Consider the following 22,293-nt stretch of genomic DNA (forward strand, 5'->3'; position numbering starts at 1 on the left):
TGACAGGTGTCATGCCGGGTCGGTGGCCGGTGGCACTGCCCCGGCCGGCGGGTCGACGCCCACGCTGGGACGACCACCGAGAGAGGACCGTCCGATGACGACGACCCACCACCCGTCGGCCGCCCGGGTGCCGACCGACCGGCCGCACCGCGGCATCCAGCACCTCCTGCACCCGCAGGTGCTCGGCGTCATCATCGGCGGCTCGGGTGCCAGCGCGTTCGTGCACGTCAACAAGGACCTCCTGCCGGGCTCGTGGCCGACGGTGGCCGTCCTCGCCTGGACGGCGGCCCTGTTCGTCTGCGCCTGGGCCGTGCTGTTGCGACCGCGGCGGCTGCGCGACATCGGCCCCCCGCGCCCCGGCGCCGGCCTCGTCTACAGCGCCTCGGTGCTCGGGATGCTCGCCGGCTTCGCCGTCGGTCGGTTCGTCCTCGACGCCCTCGACCGGCCGGAGCTGATGCCCGCCGTCGTCGTCGTGGCCGTCGGCCTGCACTTCGTCCCGTTCGCCCGCGCGTTCGGGGCGCCGGTGTTCGGCACGCTCGGCTGGACCCTGGCGGCGATCGGGGTCGTCGGGGTGCTGCTCGGCCTCGTCGCCGGCGCCGTGCCCGTTGCGGCCGCCGCCGTGGTCACGGGCGTCGTCATGCTCCTGCTCATGGCGCTCGACGCCGTCCGTCCCGGGGCCCCGTCGTGACCCCGGACGCCGGCCTCCTCGAGGCCAGGACGACCGTCCTCACCGCCTGGCCCGGCCTGCGCGACGGCGTGACCGCCCGCGTCGAGGGCACCGACCTCGTCCTCACCGGCGAGGGCCGCACGACGCGGCTGCGCGGCATCCCCGAGGCCCTGCGCCGCCACCTCGCCGAGGGCCGACCGGCCACCGGTGAGGCGGTCCGCGAGGCGACCGAGCGACTGCTGGCGCGGATGGGGCACCTGACGACGACCCGGCTGCGCCGTGACGCCCACGAGGTGATGCGCCACGAGTCGACGACCCGCTCGACGGCGTACGAGGCCGCCGTCCTCGCGCCGACCGACGTCCTGCGCCTCGACCGGTTCGCGCTGCTGCGCACGCGGGGGGACGTCCTCGTCCTCGAGTGCCCGCGGGCCACCCACCGTTTCGTGCTCACCTCCGACCTCGCCCGCGCGCTCGCCGTCGACCTGGGCACCCCGCGCCGGGTCCGCGACCTCGTGACGGGCACGACCTGCGAGGACGCGGCCGCCGAGGTCCTCGGTCACTGGGTGGGCGCCGGCCTCGTCGAGCGGGCCCGCCCGGACGGCGGCTTCGCGACCGACACCGACCCGACGCTCGTCCAGTGGGACTTCCACGACCTGCTGATGCACAGCCGCAGCCGCTCCGGGCGCCACGACGAGCCGCTCGGCGCCCTCAGCCCGCACCGTGGCCGCATCGACCCGCTCCCGGCGGTCGTCCCCCCGCGCGGTGACGCCCTCGCGGTCGTCGACCTGCCGCGACCGGCGCCCTGGACCGGTGGGCTGAGCCTCGCCGAGGCGGTCGAGCGGCGGCGGTCCGTCCGCGACTACGCCCGGGCGCCGGTGTCGCTCGAGGAGCTCGGCGCCTTCCTCCACCGCTCCTTCCGCGACCGGGCGCGGTTCGACCCGCCGGCGGACGCCGGGCAGGAGTCGAAGGTCTCGCGTCCCTACCCGAGCGGGGGTGGCCTCTACGAGCACGAGTTGTACCTCACCGTGCGCCGGTGCGAGGGACTGGCGCCGGGCATCTACCACTACGACGCCCTGCACCACCGTCTCGAGCTGGTCACCGACGACGCCGGCGCGGCGAGCGCGATGCTCGCGGTGGCGGCGGCGGCCACGGGACATCCCGCGAGCCCGGACGTGCTGCTGACGCTCACCGCGCGCTTCCAGCGGATGTCGTGGCGCTACCGGTCCATCGCCTACGCCAACGTCCTGCGGACCACCGGGGCGATCTACCAGACGATGTACCTCGTCGCGACCGACCTCGACCTGGCGCCCTGTGCCCTCGGCAACGGGGACGCCGACCTCGCCGCGCGGGTGCTCGGGCTGGACTACCTGCGGGAGTCGTCCGTCGGTGACTTCGTCCTCGGGCGCCGCGACCCGCGCGACGTCGTCGAGGGTGCGCCGATGGCCGGCTGGACCGTCCTCGACGAGCCGACCGCCTGAGCGTCCCCGGTCCGGCACGTCGGAGGGGGCGTGCCCGCCGGGGTCCTCCACGGCCGGCCGGTGCGGAGTCGCGCCGACCGGCCGGGACGGGGGGTGGTCCACGAGACCCCGGGTTCGGAGCCGGGGTCTCGTGGACCTTTCGGGGTCACCCCGAGAAGCGGGGGCTGGTGCGACGGGTGGGGTCAGGCCGGGACGGCGGACGGCGGGACGGGCAGGCCGAGGTCCGGGACGCTGCCGGCGGGCGCCGGGAAGCTCGCGGCGAGCACCGCGTAGGTGCGCAGCTCGTCGAGGATGGTCAGCCCGAGGCGGTTGTGCGTCATGTGGACGTGCGACGAGACCACCGTGCCGGGCAAGGCCACCCCGGCCGTGGTCAGCGTGCCGACGAGGTCCGCGACGTCGTCGTGCCAGCCGCGAGCCCACCCGGACAGCTCGGCGAAGGCCGCCGGGGACGGGGCCGCGCGCACGATGGCGACGCGGGCGACGAGCGACGGCTCGTACCCGTAGGACGCCGCCCAGGCGGCCCACGAGCGCCGACCGATCTCGTGGAACACGGACCGTGCGACCTGCGGGCCGACCGACCGCGCTGCGGCCTCGGTGAGCCGCAGCGCCGCCTGCCGCCGTGCGCCGAGGTCCGGCAGTTGGGGCAGCAGGCGGACGACGAGCTCGCTCGAGCGCGCGAACAGCTCCTCGGAGGCGTCCATCACCGCCGGGCCGCCGTACCGCTCGAGCTCCGGCTCGTAGGCCGCGACGTGGACGCCGGGTGGCTGCAGGGCGCCGACGCGGCGGTTCTCGCCGGTCTCGCCGCGGGCCTGCCGTCCCGCCTCGGCCGCGTAGGCCGCGGCCTCGACGAGGGGCTCGTCGGGGCGCGGCGCCGCGTGGCGCGGCAGCAGCTCCTCGAGACGGGCCGTGAGGCGGGCGGCCGAGGTGTCGTCGAGGTCGCGCACCCGGAGACGGACGTGCGGGCCGCCCTGCCAGTACCGGACGAAGAACCACGGGTGGCCGGTCTCGGCCGCCGCGGGGGCGGCGACGTGCTCGACGACACGGTCGAGCGCGGCCACGGCCCCGGTCGCGAGGTGGAGGTGGCGGGAGGTCCACCGGGTCACGGTCATCAGCTCCTGAGGTCGATCTGCAGCCCGCCGTGCGGGGAGTGGTGGGACACGACGACGGCGATGCCGGGCATCTCGTCGGCGTCGAGGGCGAGCGCGACGGCGACGTCGCGCTCGTCGAGGGCCCGGACGGGCCGGGCCACGAGGTGGTGGGCGGCGGCGCCCAGCCCCAGTCCGTGGACGAGCCAGCCCGTCGCGACGTGGGTCGCCGTCCAGGCACCCGCCCCGGCCCGGCCCACCGACGCGCGCGGACGTGACGTCACGACGAGGACGAGCGGTGCGCGGGCGATGTCGTTGCGCGAGAGCTCGTCCGAGCCGTAGAGGTACGACCCGGCGAGGCGCTGCACCGCGTCGTCGGGGACGTCATCCCGTCGCTGGAAGCGGCCGGCGAGCACCTCGTGCACACCCGGCTCGAGCCCGGGCACGTCACGCACGACCGCGTGCAGGCGCAGGCCGTCGACCGCCCCGTCGACCGGCGAAGGGGGCACGGCCCAGCGGGCGAGGGCCCTCGCGTCGTCGAGGGACACGGGGGCGTCGGCGACGCGGAACCCGAAGAGGCGGCGGGGCATCCGCCCGGCGCTGCGGCGCCAGAGCACGTCGGCCCAGGAGCCGGCGCCGTCGTCGCTCTCGACCGACAGGCCGGTGGGCACGGCGACCGGCGGCCGTTCGAGGGTGTGCGACCGGTAGACCCGGGCGAGGTCGGCGCCGACGTCGTCGAGGTGCTGCGCGGCCCCCGGCGCGGACGGTCCCGGCCGCGGTGCCTCGCCCGTCTGCCCCGGGACGGCGTCGGTGGGGGTCAGCACCCACGGCGGTGACCAGCGTCCGGGGTCGCGCCACAGCCGCGCGAGTCCGCCTGTCTCCCAGCCCTGCCGGGGGGTGTGAAGCGTGAGGGGGAGGCCGTCGAGCCGTGAGAGCGCCGCGAGGTGGCGCAGGAGGATGCCCGTCTCGAGGGCGACGAGGCTGCCGCGGAACCAGCCGTAGCCCGAGGGAACGGCGTCCCACCGCCCGGTCAGCGCGACCGCCCCGGTCGCGTGCTCGGGGTCGGCGGTGACCCCCGTGGCCAGCACCGCGCGGCGGTCCGGGTCGAGGACGTGCCACTCCCCGTCGACGACGACGGCCGCCGCGACAGGGAAGAGGCAGCGGGGGGAGGCGTAGGCGCGGTGGTCGTTGTAGGGGTCGTCGGGGTCACGGCGCACGGGGGCGACGGCCCGCGCCGCGAGCCGGAGCAGGCGGGCGTCCACGGGGCGCCCGCGGTCCGTGTCGGTGGAGGATGAGCAGTGCGCGAACGCGGTCCGGCGTGCGGTGGCCCACAGCCCGCGCGGCCACGGCAGCGCGGCCGGCGTTCCCGCGGCGAGGGACGAGAGCGGCTCGGGGGGCGGCGGCGAGGGGTCGCCCGCCTCGCCGCGCAGCACCCAGGGCGCCGGCCCCGGACGGTCCACCCCGAGCGCGTGGTCGTACCAGAGGGTCTCGCGGTCCACCGCGCCCTGGCGCGCGGACCCCGGCAGCCACCCGGGTCCGCACGGCCGGGGCGGCACCGCGACGCTCACGGGAACGGGTGCGGGTCGAAGGGGTGCGGCCCGGGTTCGCGGCCGGCCAGGGCGGCCTCGAGCCGGGGGATGCCGAGGAGGCGCTGGTGGGCCTGCCCGAACACCATCGGGACGGTGCCCGGCACGACGGTCTTGACGACGTGCAGCCCCTGGTCGCGGTGCTCGCGGGTGGACTGGTCGACGACGACGACCTCGTCGAGGCCGGCGGCCCCGAACCGGTCCGCGACGAGCCCGAGCGTCGTGAGGATGCTGCCGTCGGCCGGCGTGAGGGCTGCGGGCCATCCCGGGAAGGCCTCGGCCAGCGAGACGTCCGGGCCGCCGAGGACGGCCGTCACCCGGTCGAGCACCTCCGGCGCCGAGGACCAGCGGACGTGGTCCTCGAGCTCGCGCACCCGCCAGGAGTCCTCGACGAGCGCGAGGGCGTCCGCGTGGTCCCAGTCGAGCGGCATCGTCGCGAGCTGCGCGACCTCGCGCAGGCCCGAGCGGGCGGCCGACACGGGGTCGGCCCCGGAGCCGGCGCTCGTGAACGACGCGGGGAAGCGCCCGTCCCGCGAGACCGCCAGCACCCAGACGACGGGCAGGTCGACGTCCTGCGTGGCCCGCAGGAAGTGCACGTCGAGCCCGCGCGACTCGACGAGGGCCACGAGCGCGTCGACCACCGGGTCGGCGAGCTCACCGGCGGGGATGCGCGGCAGCGGCGCCGCGCGGTGCCACGAGAGGAGGAAGGCGTCCCGCTCCGCGACCTCGAAGAGCGCGTGCACCGTGGCCTCGGCGAGGCTCGACCCGAGGGCGCACCCGCTCGAGGACTCGAGGAAGAGGCGCCGGCGCTGTTCGGGGCCCGCCGCACGCGAACCCCGCAGGTCGCGCTTGAAGGCGTGGTCGTACTGGTAGAAGCCGATCTCGGCCGGGACGAGCCGCGGCCGGCCCGTCGCGAGGTCGACACCCCAGGCCCAGTCCAGCGGGACGTCCGGGCCGTACGCCTCGACCTTCGAGGACGGGTGGGCCAGCTGCTCGGCGGAGTACTGCCCGAGCCGCAGCGGGTCGACCGCGTCGGCGGCGACCTCGCGGTAGGTGCGGTCCTCGACGATGGGCGCCTCGTACGGGAACCCGGCGAGCCGCTCGTACGCCTCGAGCACCGCGACCGACCGGGTCTGGTCGAAGGAGAGGGCGCGGCCGTGACCCATCACGGGACCGCCGGCGAGGACGGCCATGCTCATCGCGTAGGGGACGGCTTCCTCGCGCAGGATGCCGCGCACCGGGCCGTACCGGTCGTCGACGGCGGCCTCGAGCCGGTCGGCCCGCAGCAGCGGTGTTCCCGCGGCAACGCGGGTCGGGTCGTCAGCGTCGACCGGCTCGTCCACGAGGGCGAGGCCGGCCGGTGGCGCCGACCCCGGGACGGGACCGCACCAGGCGCAGGTCGGGTGACGGAGCACGTCGTGGCGGGTCACCCCGTCGGTGGAGACGACGACGACCTCGCCCTCGCGCAGCGGGCGCGTGGTCCGCAGCGTCGTGGCGGCGAGCTCCAGCAGGCTGGCCGGGGCCGGGCCGCTGGGGGTGGTCGCGACCCGCAGGTCGGTGCCGAGGACGTGGTCGAGCACGGTGCGTCGGCGGGTCTCGGCGCACGCGGGGCACCCGGCCGTCGAGGACGGTGACCAGACCGGCCCCGCGACGACCGCGTCGGCCGTCGTCTGGAGCGGGACCAGCGCGGTGTCCCCGGCCCGGGCCGCCTGGACCGCACGCTCGAAGGCGTCGTGGTCCCAGCCGGTGGTGACGATGACCGCGGCGCCGGTCCGGGACTGCAGCTGCGCCGCGATGGCGTCGACGGTGCCGGCGCGCGTGGCGCGCGATCCGTCGGGCTCCTCCACGACACGCACCTGTCCGGCGTGCAGCGGGGCCGGGCCCAGGTGCGGGTCGGCCGGGTGGGCGCGCCCGACGAGCCGGAGACCACGGACGGCGAGCCAGGTGCCGAGGTCGTCGGCCAGCATCGCCACGGCGGTGGCCGGCGCGGTCCGCAGCGCCGCGGTGCCGGGGGCACCGAGCAGCACCGAACCCTCGGCGGGCAGCGTGTGGACGGCGACCGCCCGCGAGAGCGCGTCGAGGGCGGCCTCCTGCGCGTCGGGTCCCCAGGCCGTCGTCGCGCGGCCGTCGGCCAGGGCGCACCGGGCGAGGACCCAGCCGAGCCCCGGCAGGCCGTGGACGGTGACGCGCGGCGCGGCGCCGGCCGTCGTCAGGGCGTCGACGAGGCGGACCCCGCGGGGGTCCTCGACCTCCAGCAGGGCACCGTCACCGGCACGGCCCGCGAGCAGGCGCAGGGCACCGTCGAGCAGCCACCGCCGGCCCGTCGTCCCGGCCGCGCCACCGCCGCTGACCCGTCGAGCCACGGCGAGGGCTGCGGAGGCGGCGGCGTGCTGCTGGTCGACGCCCTCCGCCACGACGACGCCGCGATCGGCCGTGCGCAGGCGGCGCAGCGCGACGGGCATCTGGGGCAGGGCGTCCTCGTCGTCAGGGGTGACGAGCCCGAGCCACGGGTCGGTCAGCCGCCCGAGCCATCCGGCGAGATCGGCGTCGTCGCCCTCGTCGTCGACGGTGTCGAGGGTCGCCTCGGTGCCGTCGTGCGGGGTCTCGCGCGGTAGGTCGAGCGCCCGCACACCGAGGGTGTCGCCGGAGACGACGTAGGCGTCGGGGCCGGCGACCGAGGCGAGGTCCTGGAGCAGCAGGTGCACGGCCGAGGACACGGCGACGGCGGTCGCGGCGGCCTCGTCGACGACGGGTCCCTCACGGTCGAGCGTCCGGTCGACGAGGGTCCGCCAGCGGGTCCAGCCGCGCAGGTCGTGGACGAGCGGACCCACGAGAGAAGCCCGCTCGCCCACGACGACGGGCAGCACGCGGCTCGCGCGCGGCGGCACGTCACCGACGCGGTCGCGCGGGAGGACGGTGACCGCGACGTCGTGCTCGCGGCCGGAGTCCTCGACGTCACCCTCGATGCCGAGCCCGCGCAGCGCGCTGCCGGCGACGGCCAGGGCGTCGTCGGGGCCGACGAGGAGGATGCGGGCCGAGAGGATCTCCTCGAACGCCGCGTACGGCTGGGCCGAGCGGCACTCGAGGTAGGCGAGCAGCTCGGCGTGGCGCTCGCGGTCCGCGCCCACCGGGGCGTCCGGCACGAGGTGGTCCAGCCGCAGCACCATGTCGTGCGCCTCGAGCTGGCCGAGCAGGTGACGCACGGCCGGTCGCGCCTTCTCGGTGCCGATGGCGCCGACGAGGTCGTCCTCGTCGGCACCCTCGCCGAGCAGGGGGAGGCAGCGCGCCATGAGGTCGGCGAAGCCGGACCATCCGGAGAGCGCGAACTCCCCCGTGCCGGAGCTGACGTAGACGCCGTCCGGCAGCGGTGCGTGGTGCAGGTCGGGGCGGGCCTTGAGTCTCATCCTTCTCCTCCGTGGCTGAACCGGCCCCCCGCGGGGCGGGAGACCTCGAGCACCCACTCGGCGGCGTGGGTGCCGTCGACCACCCCGGGGGCGGCCTCCTCGAGGTAGAGGGCGGGGGCGTCCTCGCCGCCGCGCCGCTCAAGCATCCGGGGCAGCACGCGCACGCAGAGGGCGCTGCCGAGGTCGACGTACTGGGGCTTGCTGCGGAACCGCACCGCCTGCGCCTCCGGGCTGCCGACCGACGCGGGACCGGTGTCCGCCGGGACGGACTTGACGACCACCTCGCGGGGGACGCCGTGGGCCGCGCACCAGCGGGCGACGGCGAGGACGCGGTCGGCCTCGTCCGGCTCGGCGAGCGCGGCGGCCAGGTCCTCACCGGGGTACCAGCGGGCCCGGCTGACGACGACGTCGCCGACGAGCACGCGAGGCACGCGGCGGGTGGTCGTCCGGTCGCGGCCGTCGCGCTCGGCCCACGCGTCGGGCAGGCCGTTGTAGAGACGTCCGGCGATGACGAGCCCCGACGCCACCGAGAGGGGCGGCGGGTACAGACCGGGATGGCCGCCGCCGACGGGCAGGACCTTGAGCCGGCGCTCGCCGTCGAGGACCTCGAGGCGGTCGCTCGCGGCGTCGTGGCGCAGCTCGAGGCGCTGCCAGTCCTGCGGCTCGAGGACGTCGTCGAGGACGGGCGGGTGGACGTTGACGTTCATCCCGTGGTGGCTGCGGTCCTCGACGAGGGTCGTGCCCGGCTCGGCGTAGCGCGCCTCGAGGCCGGCACGCAGCCGCGCGAGGGTGTGGCCACCGAGGGCGCGGTCGGGTCCGAGGAAGCGGGAGAAGAGCATCCCGTGGCCGGGCAGCCCGTCGTTGACGACGAGGCGGCCGCCGAGCGACTGCACGAGGACGCCGTAGCCGAGCGGGCGCTCGCGCAGCCGCTCGGGCATCCCGGCCAGGAGCCGGTCGACGTCTGCGTGCGTGAGGACGACCTCGTCGAGGCCGCGGGCGAGGGCGTCGTCGACCGCGGCGCCGACGGCGTCCTCGACCCCGCGTCGCACGGCGTAGAGGCGGGCGAGCGTGGAGTCGGCGCCGCCGATGGTGTCGAGCACCGACGGGTCGTCGGCGGCCTCGGCGTAGACGCGGGTCATCCGCTCGGCGGCCTCGGTGACGGCGGCCACGAGGGCCGGGGCGTCGTCGACGAGGCGCACGGTGGCGCCGGCGCCGTGCCGGGCGACGAATGCCTCACCGAGCGCGACGGCGACATCGGCCAGCCAGTCGAAGGTGGCGAGCAGGTCGACGGCCGGGCCGAGGTCGTCGAGCGCCGGCCGCCAGTGGGCGTCGTCCACCGGGGCGAGCTCGACGAACCGGTCCTCGGTCACCCCGATGCGCGCGGGCCGGCCGGCGGCCCGGCTGAGATCGCCGAGGGAGGTGTCGAGACGGTCGAGGACCGCGCGGCGCTCGTGCGCCGGGGCCTCCCCGAGGGCGGCGAGGTCGGCGGCGACGCCCGGCAGGTGCTCGGCGAGGAGCGTCGAGCCGCGGGGGGTGAGGTCGGCGAGGTCGGCGTCGGTGCTCGGGGCGAGGGTGCAGACGAGGCCGCGCTCGACGGCCGTCCGGACGAACTGCTCGAGCCGGGTGCGGAGCGCGTCGTCGGCGTGGTCGGTGCCGACCGTGGCGACGAGGTGGTCGACGACGGCCGACAGGGGTGCCGGGCCCATCGCGACGGCCTCGACGAGCTGGCGCAGCGGCGGGGCCAGCGGCACGCCGACCCGTTGCCACCCCTCGGCGGTCGGGCGCAGGACGTACAGGCGTTCGCCGTCGGTCGCCCCGGTCGGGGGGATGCCGATGTGCGGGTCCCCGCCGAGGACGCCGTCGCGTTCGAGGGCGCCGCCCACGACGTGGTCGAGCATCACGCGGTCGAGCGAGCAGACGCTTCGCTCCCCGAGGACCACCGGGTGGTCGGGATGCGCTCCCCCCGGCTCGGCATGGGTCAGGCCGATGGCGGTGAGGCGCGACAGCGGGCTCGTGCGGACGGCGGCGCGCATCACGTACTGGACGAGGCCGCGCTCGGACTTGAGCACCCGGCTGGCCGCCCGGCCGGTCGGACCGACGGCGTCGACGTAGCGCCCGGCCTGCTTGGCGACCTCCGGGGCGACGAGCTCGAGGGATGCGCGCAGGTCGGGGTCGGCCAGCTGGCGGGCGAGCTCGCGGCGTTCACGGGCCAGGGCGTCGTCGTGGTCGGCGCGGAGGGTCGCGAGGGCGGCGTCGCGCCGGGTGACGGCGGCCTGCCAGGCCTCGACCTCGGCCGGGTGCTCGCCCGCAGGGAGCTGCTTGCCGCGGCGCAGGGCGCGGCTCGTCGCGAGGAGGGCCTTGCGCGCCTCGGGGGCGGTGGCCTCGCCGACGAGGACGTGCAGCGCGGCGCCGGCGGCGTCGGCGGACCGGGCGACCTCCGTCTCCGCAGCCAGCACGGCGGCGACCGCACCGGTCAGGTGGGCGTCCGCGAGGCGAGCCCTGGTGAAGGGGTTGACCCGGTGGAACCACACGGGCCCGGCGTCGGTGGGCGACGCGGTGCTCGGGGCGGGGGCGGCGGCGAGGTCGGTCATCGGGTCTCCTCCTGGTGTGTGCCGGTGGTGGCCAGCCGGTCGGTCCACCTCTGGCCGAGCACGTCGTCGACGGCCTCGGCGACGGCGAAGCACCCCCACGCGCGGTGCAGCGGTGCGACGCCGAGGAGCGGAAGCTGTCCGTACACGCAGTTGACGAGCACGCGGTAGGCGGCGAACCACTCGCCCGCGCCGTCGGTCGCGCCCGAGCCGTAGACCGTGCGGTGGAACTCGGTGTCCGGGTGGTCGTGGCCCGTCGAGGGGCGCGCGGTCGTCGCCGGGGCGGAGGCGGCGTCGACCAGGTCGTTGGTCAGCTCGCCGCGGCGCACCGACTCGTCGAGCACACCGCGGCTGTACGCGAGGGCGGTGCGCCAGGCGGTGACGTCGCCGCCGCCGTCGCCGGCCAGCAGGGTCTCGACGCGGGCGGTGACGGCGGGGCGCTGCGCCGCGTAGCGCGCGACGAACTCGGGTCGCAGGTCGCCGCGGGGCGACCACGCCGCGAGCAGCGCCTCGGCGTGGGAGCGCAGCGAGAAGGTGCCGAAGCCGGGGCCCATCACGTGGGCGTCGGCGATGACGGTGAGGACGTCGATAAGGGTGGCGGGCAGGCGGTCCGCGTCGTCCGCGACGGTGCGGACGCTCCGCGCGACGGCCGGGGCGAGCACCGCGTCGGCGAGCGAGTGCAGGGGGCCGGTCGGGCCGGTCGGCGTCGCCGCGGCCTCGTCGAGAAGGAGGGTCGCGCCGTGCTCGCGCAGCGGGAGGTAGGGCGGCGGCACGTGCTCGAGGCGGCCGCGGACGCGGGCCCGGTCGAGGTACTCCGCCGGGTCGAGCGGCGTGGTCGGGGCCGGGCCGGCGTCGACGGTCCGGGCGAGGGCCGCCCAGGTCCCGGCGGGGGCGGCGGGGCCGAGAGCGACGACGTCGGCGTGCGGGCCGCCGACCCAGCCGCGGCGCATCCGCACGAGCTGGCGGCCACCTTGGCGTGCCTCTTCCCACACGGGGAGCACGCAGTCACGGACCCACGTCGGGGTGACCTCTCCGTGGGTGTGGACGCGCAGGCCCACCACCTCCCGGTGGGGGGTGACGGGGGTCGTCGTGGCGGTCATCGGGTGCTCCGTTCGGTCGTGCGCTGGTTCGTGCTGCCTCTGTGGTCTCACGGGCGAGCGGGTCGCCGGGAGGGGCGACGCGCCAGGTGGTGACAGCCGTCATCCGCGCCGTGACCGCCTCGGTGTCCCGGAGGGCTTTCCCTCCCCGCGCGCCCCCGCGAGGGCGCTCGGGGCACGGCCGTCCGCGGAGCGACGAGCGACCAGTTCGCCCTGCCGGCTCGACGTCGCCTCACCGCCCTGGTCTCGGCCTGCCGGCCCGGTCTCGTCCAGCCGCCATGTCATCGCACCCCGGCACGGCGAGATCTCCCTGACGTTGGTCGTCCTCGACACGGAGCTGTTCGGTCTGTACCGAATCCCTTGTGCAGCACCGGTTTTGCGTACATGGCAAGCCCGGTGGAGGTCTCTGAGGGATGTCGGGGCGGAGTGACGTGGGTCATCCCGCGGGTGACGAGCACCCCGTGCTGGTTGCAGTCCCCTTCTGCCGCAGACGTTCCCCGTCATACCTTCGTTGTGGCGCAAGTGAGCCGCTGGAAATCCGGTGGTAAGCGCCGGATTTCCGGATCACCACACCATTCGAAGGAGACACATCATGAGCAAGGACACCCAGGACATCACGTTCGACAGCTTCGACGTCCAGGACGTCGAGGTCCTCGAGGCCGCCGACGGCACCGCCCTCCCCGAGATGGGCGCGTCGAGCGGCTCGATCGGCACCTCGTCCTCCTCGAGCTCGACCTGCTCCGCCTGCTGAACACCGTTCACGCGCAGCACGACCACAGGACCCACCCGGTGCACCGGGTGGGTCCTGTCGTGCTGCCCGCGCCAGGACGTCGGCCACGTCCTGCACGTCCGAGAGGGCGCGGCGGGGATGACCGGCGCCGGCGAGCGGGGTGTCGCGCGGCGGTGGGTGCGGTGACCGCAGTCATCGGGCAGTCGTGGTCGTGCACACTGCCGCCCGCGCGCCGGCCGGAGAAGAGTCGGGGTATGCCGGAGGGACGACCGACCGCCGGCCCCGACCATCCCGAGGAGACGGCCATGGAGGACACCACGACCGCTCGCCAGACCATCACGGCGAGCGCAGCACGAGGCATCGGAGGAATGCGCTCATGACCATCACGACCCACCGGGTGCCGACCGCCCCGACGCTCAAGCCCACCGCCACCCTGGCGCCCGAGCACCCCTACCCCACACCGGGACCCGAGGCCGTGCGCGCCGGGTCGCCCGCCGCCGCCGCCGGCGGCCAGAAGCCGCAGGCCGTCCTGCGCCTCGTCGTCGGCCACCCGTGCCGCCTCACCGGCGAGGTCCTGGCCCAGAGCCTCGGTGGGTCCGGGGACTTCGCGGCCATCAAGCTCGTCCACGGCCTCGAGCAGGTCAGCGACGTGGTCGCCCAGTGGAGGCCGCACGTCGTCCTGCTGGCCGGCGTGGCCGGCCAGCCGCAGCTCGAGATGGCGAAGGAGATCGCCGTCACCCACCGCTGCGGGGTCGTCGTCGTCGCGACCGAGCCCTCCCGCGCCGCCGTCGACACGGCGTTGCGCCAGGGCAACATCAGCCTCCTGAGCCACCAGGCCGGGCTCGCGCACCTGCTCCACGCGGTCCGCGGCACGGCCATGGGCTGCCCGACCATCGACACCTCGTTCGCCCCGACCGGCGACGACGCCGCCGGGTGCACCCTGACCCCGCGGGAGCGCGACGTGCTCCTGCTGACGACGGAGGGCCTGCCCGTCAAGGAGATCGCCACCCGGCTCTTCCTCACCGGCGGGACCGTGCGCAACATCAGCTCCTCCGCCATCCGCAAGCTCGGCGCCCGCAACCGTTACGAGGCCGCTCGCCAGGCGCACGACAAGGGGTGGCTCTGAGATGACGGCGCGCGCACCGCACCCCGTCGTCGTCGGTGGGGGGATGGCCGGCCTCATGCTGGCGGCCACCCTCGGCGGGCTCGGCCACCGCAGCACCGTCCTCGAGCGGGCGTCGTCGCTCGACGAGATCGGCGCCGGGGTCCAGCTCTCCCCCCGGTCGGTCAACCTGCTGCGGCAGACCGGAGTCCTGAACGAGGTGCTCGAGCGCGCGGTGGCCGTGTCCTACCGCGAGGTGCGGTCGTGGCGCGGCGAGGTGATCAGCCGCACCGAGCTCGGCGACACCTGCGAGGACCGCTACGGCGCGCCGTACCTCGCGGTGCACCGGGCCGACCTCCAGCACGCGCTGCTCACGGCCGTGCCGGACGACACCCTCCGGCTCGGGGCCTGCGTGACGGCGGTCGAGACCGGGGCCGAGGGGGCCCGGGTGACGCTCGACGACGACACCGTGGAGGAAGGGTCCCTCGTCGTCGGGGCGGACGGCATCCGCTCCACCGTGCGGGGGGTCTTCGCCCCGGACGCCCCCGTCGCGAGCGGGCTCGCGGCCTACCGGGCCCTGGTCCCGACGATGCTCTGTCCGCCCGAGGCCGCGCAGCCCGTCGTGCGGATCTGGGTGGGCGCCGGCTCGCACGCCGTCGTCTACCCGATCCGCGGCGGCGAGATGCTCAACATCGTCGCCGTCGTGCCCTCCACCCGCGGCGGGGAGGACTGGACCGCCCCGGCTCCGGTCGACGAGCTGCTCGCCGCCTACCTCGGCTGGGACGACCTCCTGGCGGGGATCGTCGCCCGCGTCGGGGCGACGAGCGCCTGGGCCCTGCACGACCGCGAGCCGCTGCACCGTCTCGCCGACGGCCGGGTCGTCCTCATCGGGGACGCCGCCCACCCCATGCTCCCCTTCGCCGCGCAGGGCGTGAACCAGGGTCTCGAGGACGCCTGGGTGCTCGGCCGCTGCCTCGGGGCCCCGGGGTCGACCGGGGTGGCCGACCGCCTCGCCGGCTACAGCCGGCTCCGGGCGCCGCGGGCCGCGCAGGCGCAGGTCGCCTCCCGGCACCTCGCGGCGACGTTGCACGTCCCGGACGGGCCGTGGCGCGACGTCCGGGACGCCCAGCTGGTGGCTGGTGCCTCGCTGTCCGCGCAGGACGAGCTCCTCGCCCCGCTCGGCTGGCTCCCGCCGAGCTGACCCCCACGTCCTCCGTGTCCCACCGGCACGGTGATGCGCGGGGCCGGACCGCGCTCAACGGATGCCCGTGCGCGCGAACCCTTCGACGAAGTAGCGCTGGGCCACGAGGAAGAGCGCGACCATCGGGGCGACCGTGATGATCGCGAAGGCCATCGTGCCGCCGTAGTCGGACCCGAGCTGCCCCTGGAGGTAGAGCAGCCCGATGGGCAGCGTGTAGAGGGCGTTGTCCTGCAACGCGACCAGCGGCCACGCGAGGTCGTTCCACGACGACAGCAGCGTCATGAAGAACAGCACCGCGAGCAGCGGCCGGCTGAGCGGCAGGACGATCGAACGGAAGATCCGCAGGTGGCCGGCGCCGTCGACCCGGGCGGCGTCGATGAGCTCGCGTGGGATGGCGAGGACGAACTGCCGTGCGAGGAAGGCGCCGAAGCCGCTGGCCGCCGTCGGCAGGATGACCGCCCAGTAGCTGCCGAACAGGCCCATGGAGGTGACGATCCGGAACAGCGGCACCATGATCACCTGGAGCGGGATCATCACCGTCGCCACGGTGAGCAGGAACAGCGCGGTCGACCCCGGGAAGCGCAGCTGCGCGAACGCGTACCCCGCGAGCATGCTCACCGTCACCGAGAGCAGCGCCACGGTGAGCGAGATCGCGACGGAGTTGCCGACCCACGCGGCGACGGGGAAGGCGTCGAGGACCCGGCGGAAGTTGTCGAGCGTCAGCTCCCGCGGGACGAGGCGCAGCGTGCCGCCGAGCAGCTCCGAGCGGGAGGTCAGCGCGACGACGACCATCCAGTAGAGCGGGAACAGCGTGACGAGCGAGACGACGACGGCAGCAGCGAGGCGGGCCGGCATCCACCGGTCGCGGCGTCGACGGCGTGGGGCGCGGACGGGGGCGGCGGTGCTCATCCGACGAGGTCCTTGGTGCGGCTCGTGCGCCAGCGCAGCCAGGTGAACGCGAGGCTGACGACGAGGAGGAAGACGCCGATCGTCGCGGCGTACCCCTGGTCACGCGTGACGAAGCCGTTGTCGTACGCGTAGGTGACGAGCACCGTCGTCGCGTTGCGCGGGCCGCCGCCGGTGAGGACGAAGACGATGTCGAACACCTGGAACGAGTAGATGACGTTCATGACGACGAGGAAGAACGACGACGGCCCGAGCATCGGCACGACGACGTACCGGAACCGCTGCCACGGCCCGGCGCCGTCGAGCGTCGCCGCCTCGAGCATCTCGCGGCCGATGCCCTGGAGGCCGGCCAGGTAGATGAGCATGTTGAACCCGGTTCTCCACCACAGGGTCACGAGCACGACGGTGACGAACGCCGCCGTGCCGCCCGACTGCCAGGCGACCCCGGGGAGGCCGAGGGCGCGCAGGACGGCGTTGGCGAACCCGCTGTTCTGGTCGAAGACGAGGACGCCGACCAGTGCGGTCGCGACGCCGCTGACGGCCATCGGGAGGATGAGCACGGACCGGTAGAGGCCGCGGGCCGGGAGCACCGAGTTGAGGAGCACGGCGGCACCGAGGCCCAGGGCCATCGACCCCGGCGTCACGACGAGGGTGAAGAGGACGGTGTTGAGCGTCGCCCGCCAGAAGACCGGGTCGGTGAACAGCCGCGCGTAGTTGTCGAGGCCGACCCACACCCCGTCGCCGAACCCGTTGGTGCGCTGCAGGCTGAGGGCGGCGGCGCCGGCCAGCGGGACGAAGACGAAGGTGCCCAGCAGCACGAGGCCGGGCGCGAGGAAGCCGTAGGCGGCGAGCGCCTCCTTGACGGCGCCGCGCCGGGGCCCCCGCCGGCCCCGGCGCGGTGGGTCCGGTGCCTGGACGCCGGGCGGAGCGGTGGCCGCGGTCGCCGGGGGGACGGTGCTCACCGCGCGACGGCGGCGCCGATGCCGTCGGCGAGGTTGCGCACGGTCGTCGCGGCGTCCTGGTCGCCGACGAACGCCTCCTCGAGCTGGTCCTTGAGGACGGTGATGATCGCCGACATCGACGGCGAGGCGACCTGCCCGGAGTCCCGCGGCAGCACGGCGCCGGCCTGGGCGACGAAGACGGGCGAGAGCTCGGGTCGGACTTTGAACTCGATGCCCTCCTGCACGAGGTCGGCGCGCGTGGGCAGCAGCGACGCGCCGGCGCAGAAGTCGGCCATCGGCTGCTTCTGCGTCACGTGGTCGAGGAACTTCGCCACGAGCGCGGGGTCCTTGGCGGCCTTCGTCGCGACGAGGGCGTTGCCGCCGAAGTCGCCGGCGGAGCGCACGTCCTTCGGCGGGAAGGTGACGCCCCACTCGAAGCCGGCGGTGGTCGTGGCGTCCGGGACGAGGAAGGCGCCGCCGAAGTTCATCGCCGTCGTGCCCGAGTACCAGAGGTCCGCGGCGTAGGTCGAGGACTTCACGGAGCTGTTCTGCGGCACCAGGTTCTGCCGGAAGAAGCCCTGCGTGAACTCGACCGCGGCCCGGCCGGCGTCGGAGTCGATGGCCGCCGCCGTCAGGTCCTCGGTGAGGAAGCGGCCGTCGGCCTCGAAGAGCCAGCTGAGCCAGCGCGTCACGCCGTTGCCCTGCCAGTTGTACGCGAAGGGCCACTTGTCGTCGGGGAGCTTCTGCCGCAGGCGCTTCGCGACGTCCTCGAACTCCTGCCAGGTCCACGCGTCCTCGATGCGCGTCGGGACGTCGGTGACGCCGGCCGACTCCATCAACGCCTTGTTGTAGAGGATGACCGAGGTGTCGGTGTGGTGCGGGACGCCGTAGGGCTTCCCGCCGTTCTGGACCGCGGCCCACGCCTGCGGGGTGAACCGGTCGGAGAACGCGCTGTCGAGGTGGCTGCTCAGGTCGAGCAGCTGCCCGCGCCCGGCGTAGCTGCCGAAGGTGTAGTACGGCACCCGGAAGACGTCCGGGGGGTTGCCGGCCTGCAGCTGGGCGTCGATCGTCGTGAACATCTGCTCGTACGGCACCGAGTTCAGCGTGACCTCGACGCCGCTGTTCGCCTGCTCGAAGGAAGAGATGGCGGCGCGGAGGCCGGCGAGCTCGGCGTCGGTGCCCCACGTCGTGAACGTGACGGTGCCGGAGGAGGCGGATGCGCCGCTGTCCCGGCCGGAGGTGGAGAAGCCACCGCACGCGCTGAGCGCGAGGGGTGCCGAGGCGGCACCGGCGGCGGCGAGGAGCTGGCGACGGGTCAGGGGCATGCGGACTCCGGGGAGTGGTGCGGGCGGGATCGCCTGCGGCACGCTTCTCGACCACGGACGTGGGCGACGCTAGCCCCCGTCGTCGCGGCCTCGACCGCACGTGCGTGATCCGCGTCACCGCTGTCGAAGGTCGGGCTCTCCGGCCGACGAGACGAGAAGGTCCACCGGCATCCTGCCGGTGGACCTTCTCGTCGACGTCGCGTCTCAGGCGCGCACGCGCTTCACGCTGACGAACCAGGCGATGCCGGTGACGACGTGCATCGCCGCGAGGACCAGCCGACCGCCGAGGGCCCCACCCATCGACAGGGGCATCACGACGGTGCCGACGCCGATGAGCAGCCCGACCCAGGGCAGCGCCCGGGCGCTCGCCGGCGAGACGCGGGAGAAGAGCACGAGCGCCACCCCGCCGACGACGATCGGGACGAGCGTCATCGTCACGACGGCGAACGGCGCGACGGTGACGGGGGCGGCACCGGGCGGGGTGAGCACGGTCTCGACGCCGGTCACCCGGGCGATGGTGTGGACGAGGACGTTGACGACGACGGCGACGACGGCCGCGCGGACCGTCGCCGTCACCAGGGTGGACGCGGTGGGACGGGCGGCCGGGGCCGCGAGGGGCGCGTCGGCGATGGTGTGTGCGGACATGGTGGCTTCCTTTCGTGGTGTGCCGGAACGGGGCACGGGGGTGGTTGACCTCGGGTCACTGCTCGCGGCAGAACTCCCGGATCGGGTACCCGACGTGCCGGTCGGCGGTCGGGAGGTGCCCGAGGACGATGTGCCCCGGGCGCAGCTCGGTGCTGTTGAGGACCTCCGCGCCCGGTCCGAGCACGCGCACGTGCCAGTCGTGCTGGAGGATGAGGTTGACCGCGCGCCCATCGGAGCTCTCGGCGTCGATGCTGATGAGCGGGCGGCTCTCGATCTTGACGCGCCCGACCGTCACGAGGCGGGTGCTGCCGTCGGTGCGCACCGCGGTGACGCGGTCCCCGGCCCGCAGCTCCGAGAGGTAGCGGGTGCGGCCGTTCTCGCCGAGCGTGTACGAGTGGACCGCCCCGGCGTTGACGCGGAAGGGACGTGTCGGCATGTACGGCAACGGGTGGGTCTCGCTGACGCAGAGGACCTGGCCCTTGGAGGTCGAGCCGACGAGGATGCCCTCGTCGAGACCGAGGTAGGAGCAGGTGTCGATGCACGCCCGCTCCCCCAGGCCGACGTGCGTCGTGCGCACGACCCGCAGCTCGTCGAGCTTGACCGGGTCGGAGCCGCCGAGCGCGGCCGCCCTCAGCGCGGTGGCCTCACCCACGGCGCGGGCCCGCAGCGCGACGCCGTCCGACCCGTGCTCCAGCACGGTGTAGATGATCTGCGCCTCCTCGAGGTCGCCGGCCATCGTCACGACCGAGCCTTCGCAGGCGTCGGCCGCCGCGAGGACGATCTCGAGCGGGATCTTCGTGGGGTCGCGGAACCGGATGACCGTCAGGTCTTCCGTGCTCGCGGCGCGGCAGGCGTCCTCGAGCGTCGGGGCGTCGGCGACGTCGACGTAGACGCCGAAGCGCACGTCGGGGTGTGCCGCCTCGAGGGTCTGCCGCTCGGTCGGTGTCATGGGGGCCACGACGACGTCGGCGACGCCGAGGTCGGCGCCGGGCGCGACGGGCTCCTCCGAGAGGAGCACGCGGTCGATGGAGGGCGGCAGGTCCGCGAGCTCCGAGGGGTGAGCCGCGACGAGGCCGTCGATGCCCTGGTGCAGGGCCTCCTCGACGATCGCGTCCCGGGACGGCGCCTCGCGCAGGTCAAGCCAGCACAGCCTGGTCGTCGTCGACATGGGTCATTCCTTCCTGGTGGGTGTGCGGGCTCGCGACGAGTCCCGGTCTCTGGTGGATCAGGGCCGCCACGGTGGCGGTCGTACGGCGGGGGTCGGCGGCGCGGAAGAGCGCCCGGCCCATGGCGAGCCCGCCGACGCCCCCGGCGAGGGCGCGACGCACGTCGGCGACCAGCTCGCGCTCGGTGGCCCGGGGGGGTCCGCCGGCGAGGAGCAGGGGCACGGGGCAGCTCTCGACGAGGTCGCGGGTCGTGGCGACGTCGCGGGGGGCTGCGGTCTTCACGAGGTCGGCGCCCAGGTCGGCGGCGACGGCGACGGCCCGCACGAGCAGCTCGGGGTCGGCGGGGTCGAGGACGGCGGGGCCGCGCGGGTAGACCATGACGAGCAGCGGCAGGTTCCAGCGGTCGCAGGCGGCAGCGACGGCGGCGAGGTCGGCCAGCTGCCGTGCCTCCGTGGCCGACCCGAGGTTGACGTGGACGCTCACCGCGTCGGCGCCCAGCCGGAGGGCCTCCTCGACGGAGGTGAGCATCACCTTGTCGTCGGGGTCGGTGGCCGAGGCGGTGCTGCCGTTGAGGTGCACCACGAGCGAGACGGCGGCGAGATGCTCGGGAGCCACGTGCCGGACCGCCCCCTTGTGCAGGACGACGGCGTCCGAGCCGCCCGCAGCCAGCGCGGCGACGAGGTCGTCGAGGGTGCGGCCGGGGCTCGTCACCGGCCCGCAGGCGAGGGTGTGGTCGAGCGGCGTGACGAGGAGCCCGTGGGGGCCGTGACGGTAGAGGCGGCGCAGGCGCGTGGTGCGTGGGCCGGTCGTGGTGGTCAGCACGGTCATCCCCCCAGGAGCTCTCGGACGAGGCGGCGGTCGGGCTTGCCCGACCGGGTCAGCGGCACGCCGCGCCAGACGACGACACGGGTCGGCGCGTGGGCGGCGCTCAGCCGCCGGGTCACGTGGGCGACGAGCTCGGCCTCGTCGACGTCGCGGCCGGCCGTGGGCACGACGACCGCGTGGACGGACTCGCGCCGCTCGGCGTCGCGCAGCCCGTGGACGACGGCCTCGGACACCGTCGGGTGCTCGCGCAGCGCGGACTCGATGGCCGCCGGGTGGAGCTTCAGCCCGCCCAGCTTGATGACGCCGCCGAGCCGCCCGACGAGCCGGAGCCGGCCGTGGGCCTCGAGGGCGCCGAGGTCGCCCGTGCCGACCCAGCCGTCCGGGGCCATCCGGTCCGTGTCGTCCTCGGCCCAGTAGCCCTGGGCCGTCGTCTCGGAGCGGACCCACACCGCGCCGACGTGGCCGAGCGGCAACGGGGAGCCCGAGTCGGGGTCGCGGACCTCGACCTGCACCCAGGGGAAGGGCCGCCCGACCGTGCCGCGCAGCAGCGGCTCGTCGTGGTCCTCGGGGGTGAGCACGCTGATACCGCCGGTCTCGGTGGTCCCGTACACCTGGGCGACGGCGTCCCCGAACACGGTGCGCGCGGCGGCCACGCGGTGCGGTGCGGCCGGGGTGCCGCTGTAGACGACCCTGCGCAGCCCGTCCAGCCGTGCCGTCGCCGTCCGTGGGTGGTCGAGGAGCGCGCAGAGGTGCGGCACGGCGAGGTACAGGTCCGTGACGCCCGCCTCCACGGCGTCGAGCACGGCGTCGGGGTCGAAGCCGCGGTGGAGGACGACCGAGCCGCCGCGCAGGAGGACGGCGTCGAGCATCGGGGCCGTCGTGTGGGTGACCGGGGTGACCGACAGCAGGCGTGTCGGGACCGGACCGAGGTCGTCGGCCAGACGGGCGACGAGGCGCTCACGCGCCGCGTGGCCCTGGCGGACGAGGCGCGGGGCGCCGGTCGTGCCGCTCGTGACGTCGACGACGGTGCACTCACCGGGGTCGTTCACCCACGGGGCGACCGCCGGCGCGGCGCCGGCATCGTCCGTGGTCGGGACGACGAGGAGGCCCGGGCGCAGCGCCCGCAGCTCTGCGGAGCGCTCGGCGGAGGCGGCGTCGGTGACGACGACGTCTGCGCCGGTCCGGTCGAGGACGTCGAGCTGGGCCTCGACGGCGAACTCCTCCTCGTCGCTGCGCGGGTTCATCGACCGCAGGTGGACGACGGTGCTGCCGACGAGCCGCGCGGCGTGCCGGGCGACGACGACGTCGGGGTCGTTGGGCCCGCTGAGCAGCGCAACCACGCGGCCGGCGCCGACGCCGTGCGCGGCGAGGACCGCGGCGGTGGCGCGCGCCCGTGTGACGAGCTCGTGGCCGGTCAGGATGCGGTCGGGCGTCAGCAGGGCCGGCGCCGCGGAGTGCTCGAGTCGGGCGAGCAGAGCGGCGCTGCTGCCGACGGCACGCGCGCTCGGGTGGGCGGCGGCCGGACGCTGGAGGGCCTCGGTAGTCAT

17 protein-coding genes are annotated in these 22,293 nt (G+C 75.5%); 5 read left to right on the plus strand and 12 right to left on the minus strand.

Annotated features, from left to right (window positions below):
• Positions 1 to 94: 94 nt before the first annotated feature.
• Both LG324_RS01655 and LG324_RS01660 read left to right on the plus strand, forming a co-directional pair.
• A complete protein-coding gene (locus LG324_RS01655) occupies positions 95 to 688 on the plus strand; it encodes a hypothetical protein (protein WP_404351252.1) in 594 nt (197 codons plus the stop codon).
• Positions 685 to 2,145 (plus strand): SagB family peptide dehydrogenase, encoded by a 1,461-nt coding sequence (locus LG324_RS01660; RefSeq protein WP_404351254.1) that lies wholly within the window; start codon positions 685 to 687, stop codon positions 2,143 to 2,145. The genes LG324_RS01655 and LG324_RS01660 overlap by 4 nt, the downstream gene beginning before the upstream one ends.
• 182 nt (positions 2,146 to 2,327) lie before the next feature.
• Here LG324_RS01660 and LG324_RS01665 read toward each other — a convergent pair whose 3' ends face one another.
• The 5 genes from LG324_RS01665 to LG324_RS01685 all read right to left on the minus strand — a co-directional run bounded on the left by LG324_RS01665 (position 2,328) and on the right by LG324_RS01685 (position 11,908).
• A complete protein-coding gene (locus LG324_RS01665) occupies positions 2,328 to 3,254 on the minus strand; it encodes a lantibiotic dehydratase C-terminal domain-containing protein (RefSeq protein WP_404351256.1) in 927 nt (308 codons plus the stop codon).
• Complete coding sequence (locus tag LG324_RS01670) at positions 3,254 to 4,729, minus strand: hypothetical protein (protein ID WP_404351258.1); 1,476 nt, start codon at positions 4,727 to 4,729, stop codon at positions 3,254 to 3,256. The genes LG324_RS01665 and LG324_RS01670 overlap by 1 nt, the downstream gene beginning before the upstream one ends.
• Positions 4,730 to 4,794: 65 nt before the next feature.
• Positions 4,795 to 8,220, minus strand: coding sequence for a TOMM precursor leader peptide-binding protein (locus tag LG324_RS01675; protein WP_404351260.1), 3,426 nt, complete (start codon positions 8,218 to 8,220; stop codon positions 4,795 to 4,797).
• Complete coding sequence (locus tag LG324_RS01680; RefSeq protein WP_404351261.1) at positions 8,217 to 10,811, minus strand: hypothetical protein; 2,595 nt, start codon at positions 10,809 to 10,811, stop codon at positions 8,217 to 8,219. Before LG324_RS01680 ends, LG324_RS01675 begins: the two co-directional genes overlap by 4 nt.
• On the minus strand, positions 10,808 to 11,908 hold the full coding sequence (locus LG324_RS01685; protein WP_404351263.1) for a hypothetical protein: 1,101 nt from the start codon (positions 11,906 to 11,908) through the stop codon (positions 10,808 to 10,810). Before LG324_RS01685 ends, LG324_RS01680 begins: the two co-directional genes overlap by 4 nt.
• A 589-nt stretch (positions 11,909 to 12,497) precedes the next feature.
• Here LG324_RS01685 and LG324_RS01690 point away from each other — a divergent pair.
• The 3 genes from LG324_RS01690 to LG324_RS01700 all read left to right on the plus strand — a co-directional run bounded on the left by LG324_RS01690 (position 12,498) and on the right by LG324_RS01700 (position 14,938).
• Complete coding sequence (locus LG324_RS01690; RefSeq protein WP_084696604.1) at positions 12,498 to 12,656, plus strand: thiazolylpeptide-type bacteriocin; 159 nt, start codon at positions 12,498 to 12,500, stop codon at positions 12,654 to 12,656.
• 355 nt (positions 12,657 to 13,011) lie between these two features.
• Positions 13,012 to 13,761 (plus strand): response regulator transcription factor, encoded by a 750-nt coding sequence (locus tag LG324_RS01695; RefSeq protein ID WP_404351266.1) that lies wholly within the window; start codon positions 13,012 to 13,014, stop codon positions 13,759 to 13,761.
• Between the two features lies 1 nt (position 13,762).
• Positions 13,763 to 14,938, plus strand: a complete 1,176-nt coding sequence (locus tag LG324_RS01700) for an FAD-dependent monooxygenase (protein WP_404351269.1) — start codon at positions 13,763 to 13,765, stop codon at positions 14,936 to 14,938.
• Positions 14,939 to 14,992: 54 nt separating this feature from the next.
• Here the strand turns inward: LG324_RS01700 and LG324_RS01705 are convergent, their stop codons facing one another.
• The 7 genes from LG324_RS01705 to LG324_RS01735 all read right to left on the minus strand — a co-directional run bounded on the left by LG324_RS01705 (position 14,993) and on the right by LG324_RS01735 (position 22,293).
• The gene (locus LG324_RS01705; protein ID WP_226902858.1) at positions 14,993 to 15,847 is read right to left on the minus strand and encodes a carbohydrate ABC transporter permease; all 855 of its coding nucleotides are present in this window, start codon (positions 15,845 to 15,847) and stop codon (positions 14,993 to 14,995) included.
• Positions 15,844 to 16,806: a carbohydrate ABC transporter permease gene (locus LG324_RS01710; protein WP_404351272.1), complete on the minus strand. Its 963-nt coding sequence runs from the start codon at positions 16,804 to 16,806 to the stop codon at positions 15,844 to 15,846. Before LG324_RS01710 ends, LG324_RS01705 begins: the two co-directional genes overlap by 4 nt.
• Entirely contained in the window at positions 16,803 to 18,110 is a 1,308-nt protein-coding gene (locus LG324_RS01715) for an ABC transporter substrate-binding protein (protein WP_404351274.1), read from the minus strand. The genes LG324_RS01710 and LG324_RS01715 overlap by 4 nt, the downstream gene beginning before the upstream one ends.
• 204 nt (positions 18,111 to 18,314) lie before the next feature.
• Positions 18,315 to 18,755: a DUF6069 family protein gene (locus LG324_RS01720; RefSeq protein ID WP_030527229.1), complete on the minus strand. Its 441-nt coding sequence runs from the start codon at positions 18,753 to 18,755 to the stop codon at positions 18,315 to 18,317.
• Positions 18,756 to 18,810: 55 nt separating this feature from the next.
• Positions 18,811 to 19,923 carry a 3-dehydroquinate synthase II family protein gene (locus tag LG324_RS01725; RefSeq protein WP_404351277.1) on the minus strand — a complete coding sequence of 371 codons (1,113 nt, stop codon included), beginning with the start codon at positions 19,921 to 19,923 and terminating at the stop codon, positions 18,811 to 18,813.
• Positions 19,892 to 20,749, minus strand: coding sequence for a 2-amino-3,7-dideoxy-D-threo-hept-6-ulosonate synthase (locus LG324_RS01730; RefSeq protein ID WP_404351279.1), 858 nt, complete (start codon positions 20,747 to 20,749; stop codon positions 19,892 to 19,894). The genes LG324_RS01725 and LG324_RS01730 overlap by 32 nt, the downstream gene beginning before the upstream one ends.
• Positions 20,746 to 22,293: a class I adenylate-forming enzyme family protein gene (locus LG324_RS01735; protein ID WP_404351282.1), complete on the minus strand. Its 1,548-nt coding sequence runs from the start codon at positions 22,291 to 22,293 to the stop codon at positions 20,746 to 20,748. Before LG324_RS01735 ends, LG324_RS01730 begins: the two co-directional genes overlap by 4 nt.

The sequence above is a fragment of the Phycicoccus jejuensis genome (assembly GCF_044797865.1).
Lineage (GTDB): Bacteria > Actinomycetota > Actinomycetes > Actinomycetales > Dermatophilaceae > Phycicoccus > Phycicoccus jejuensis.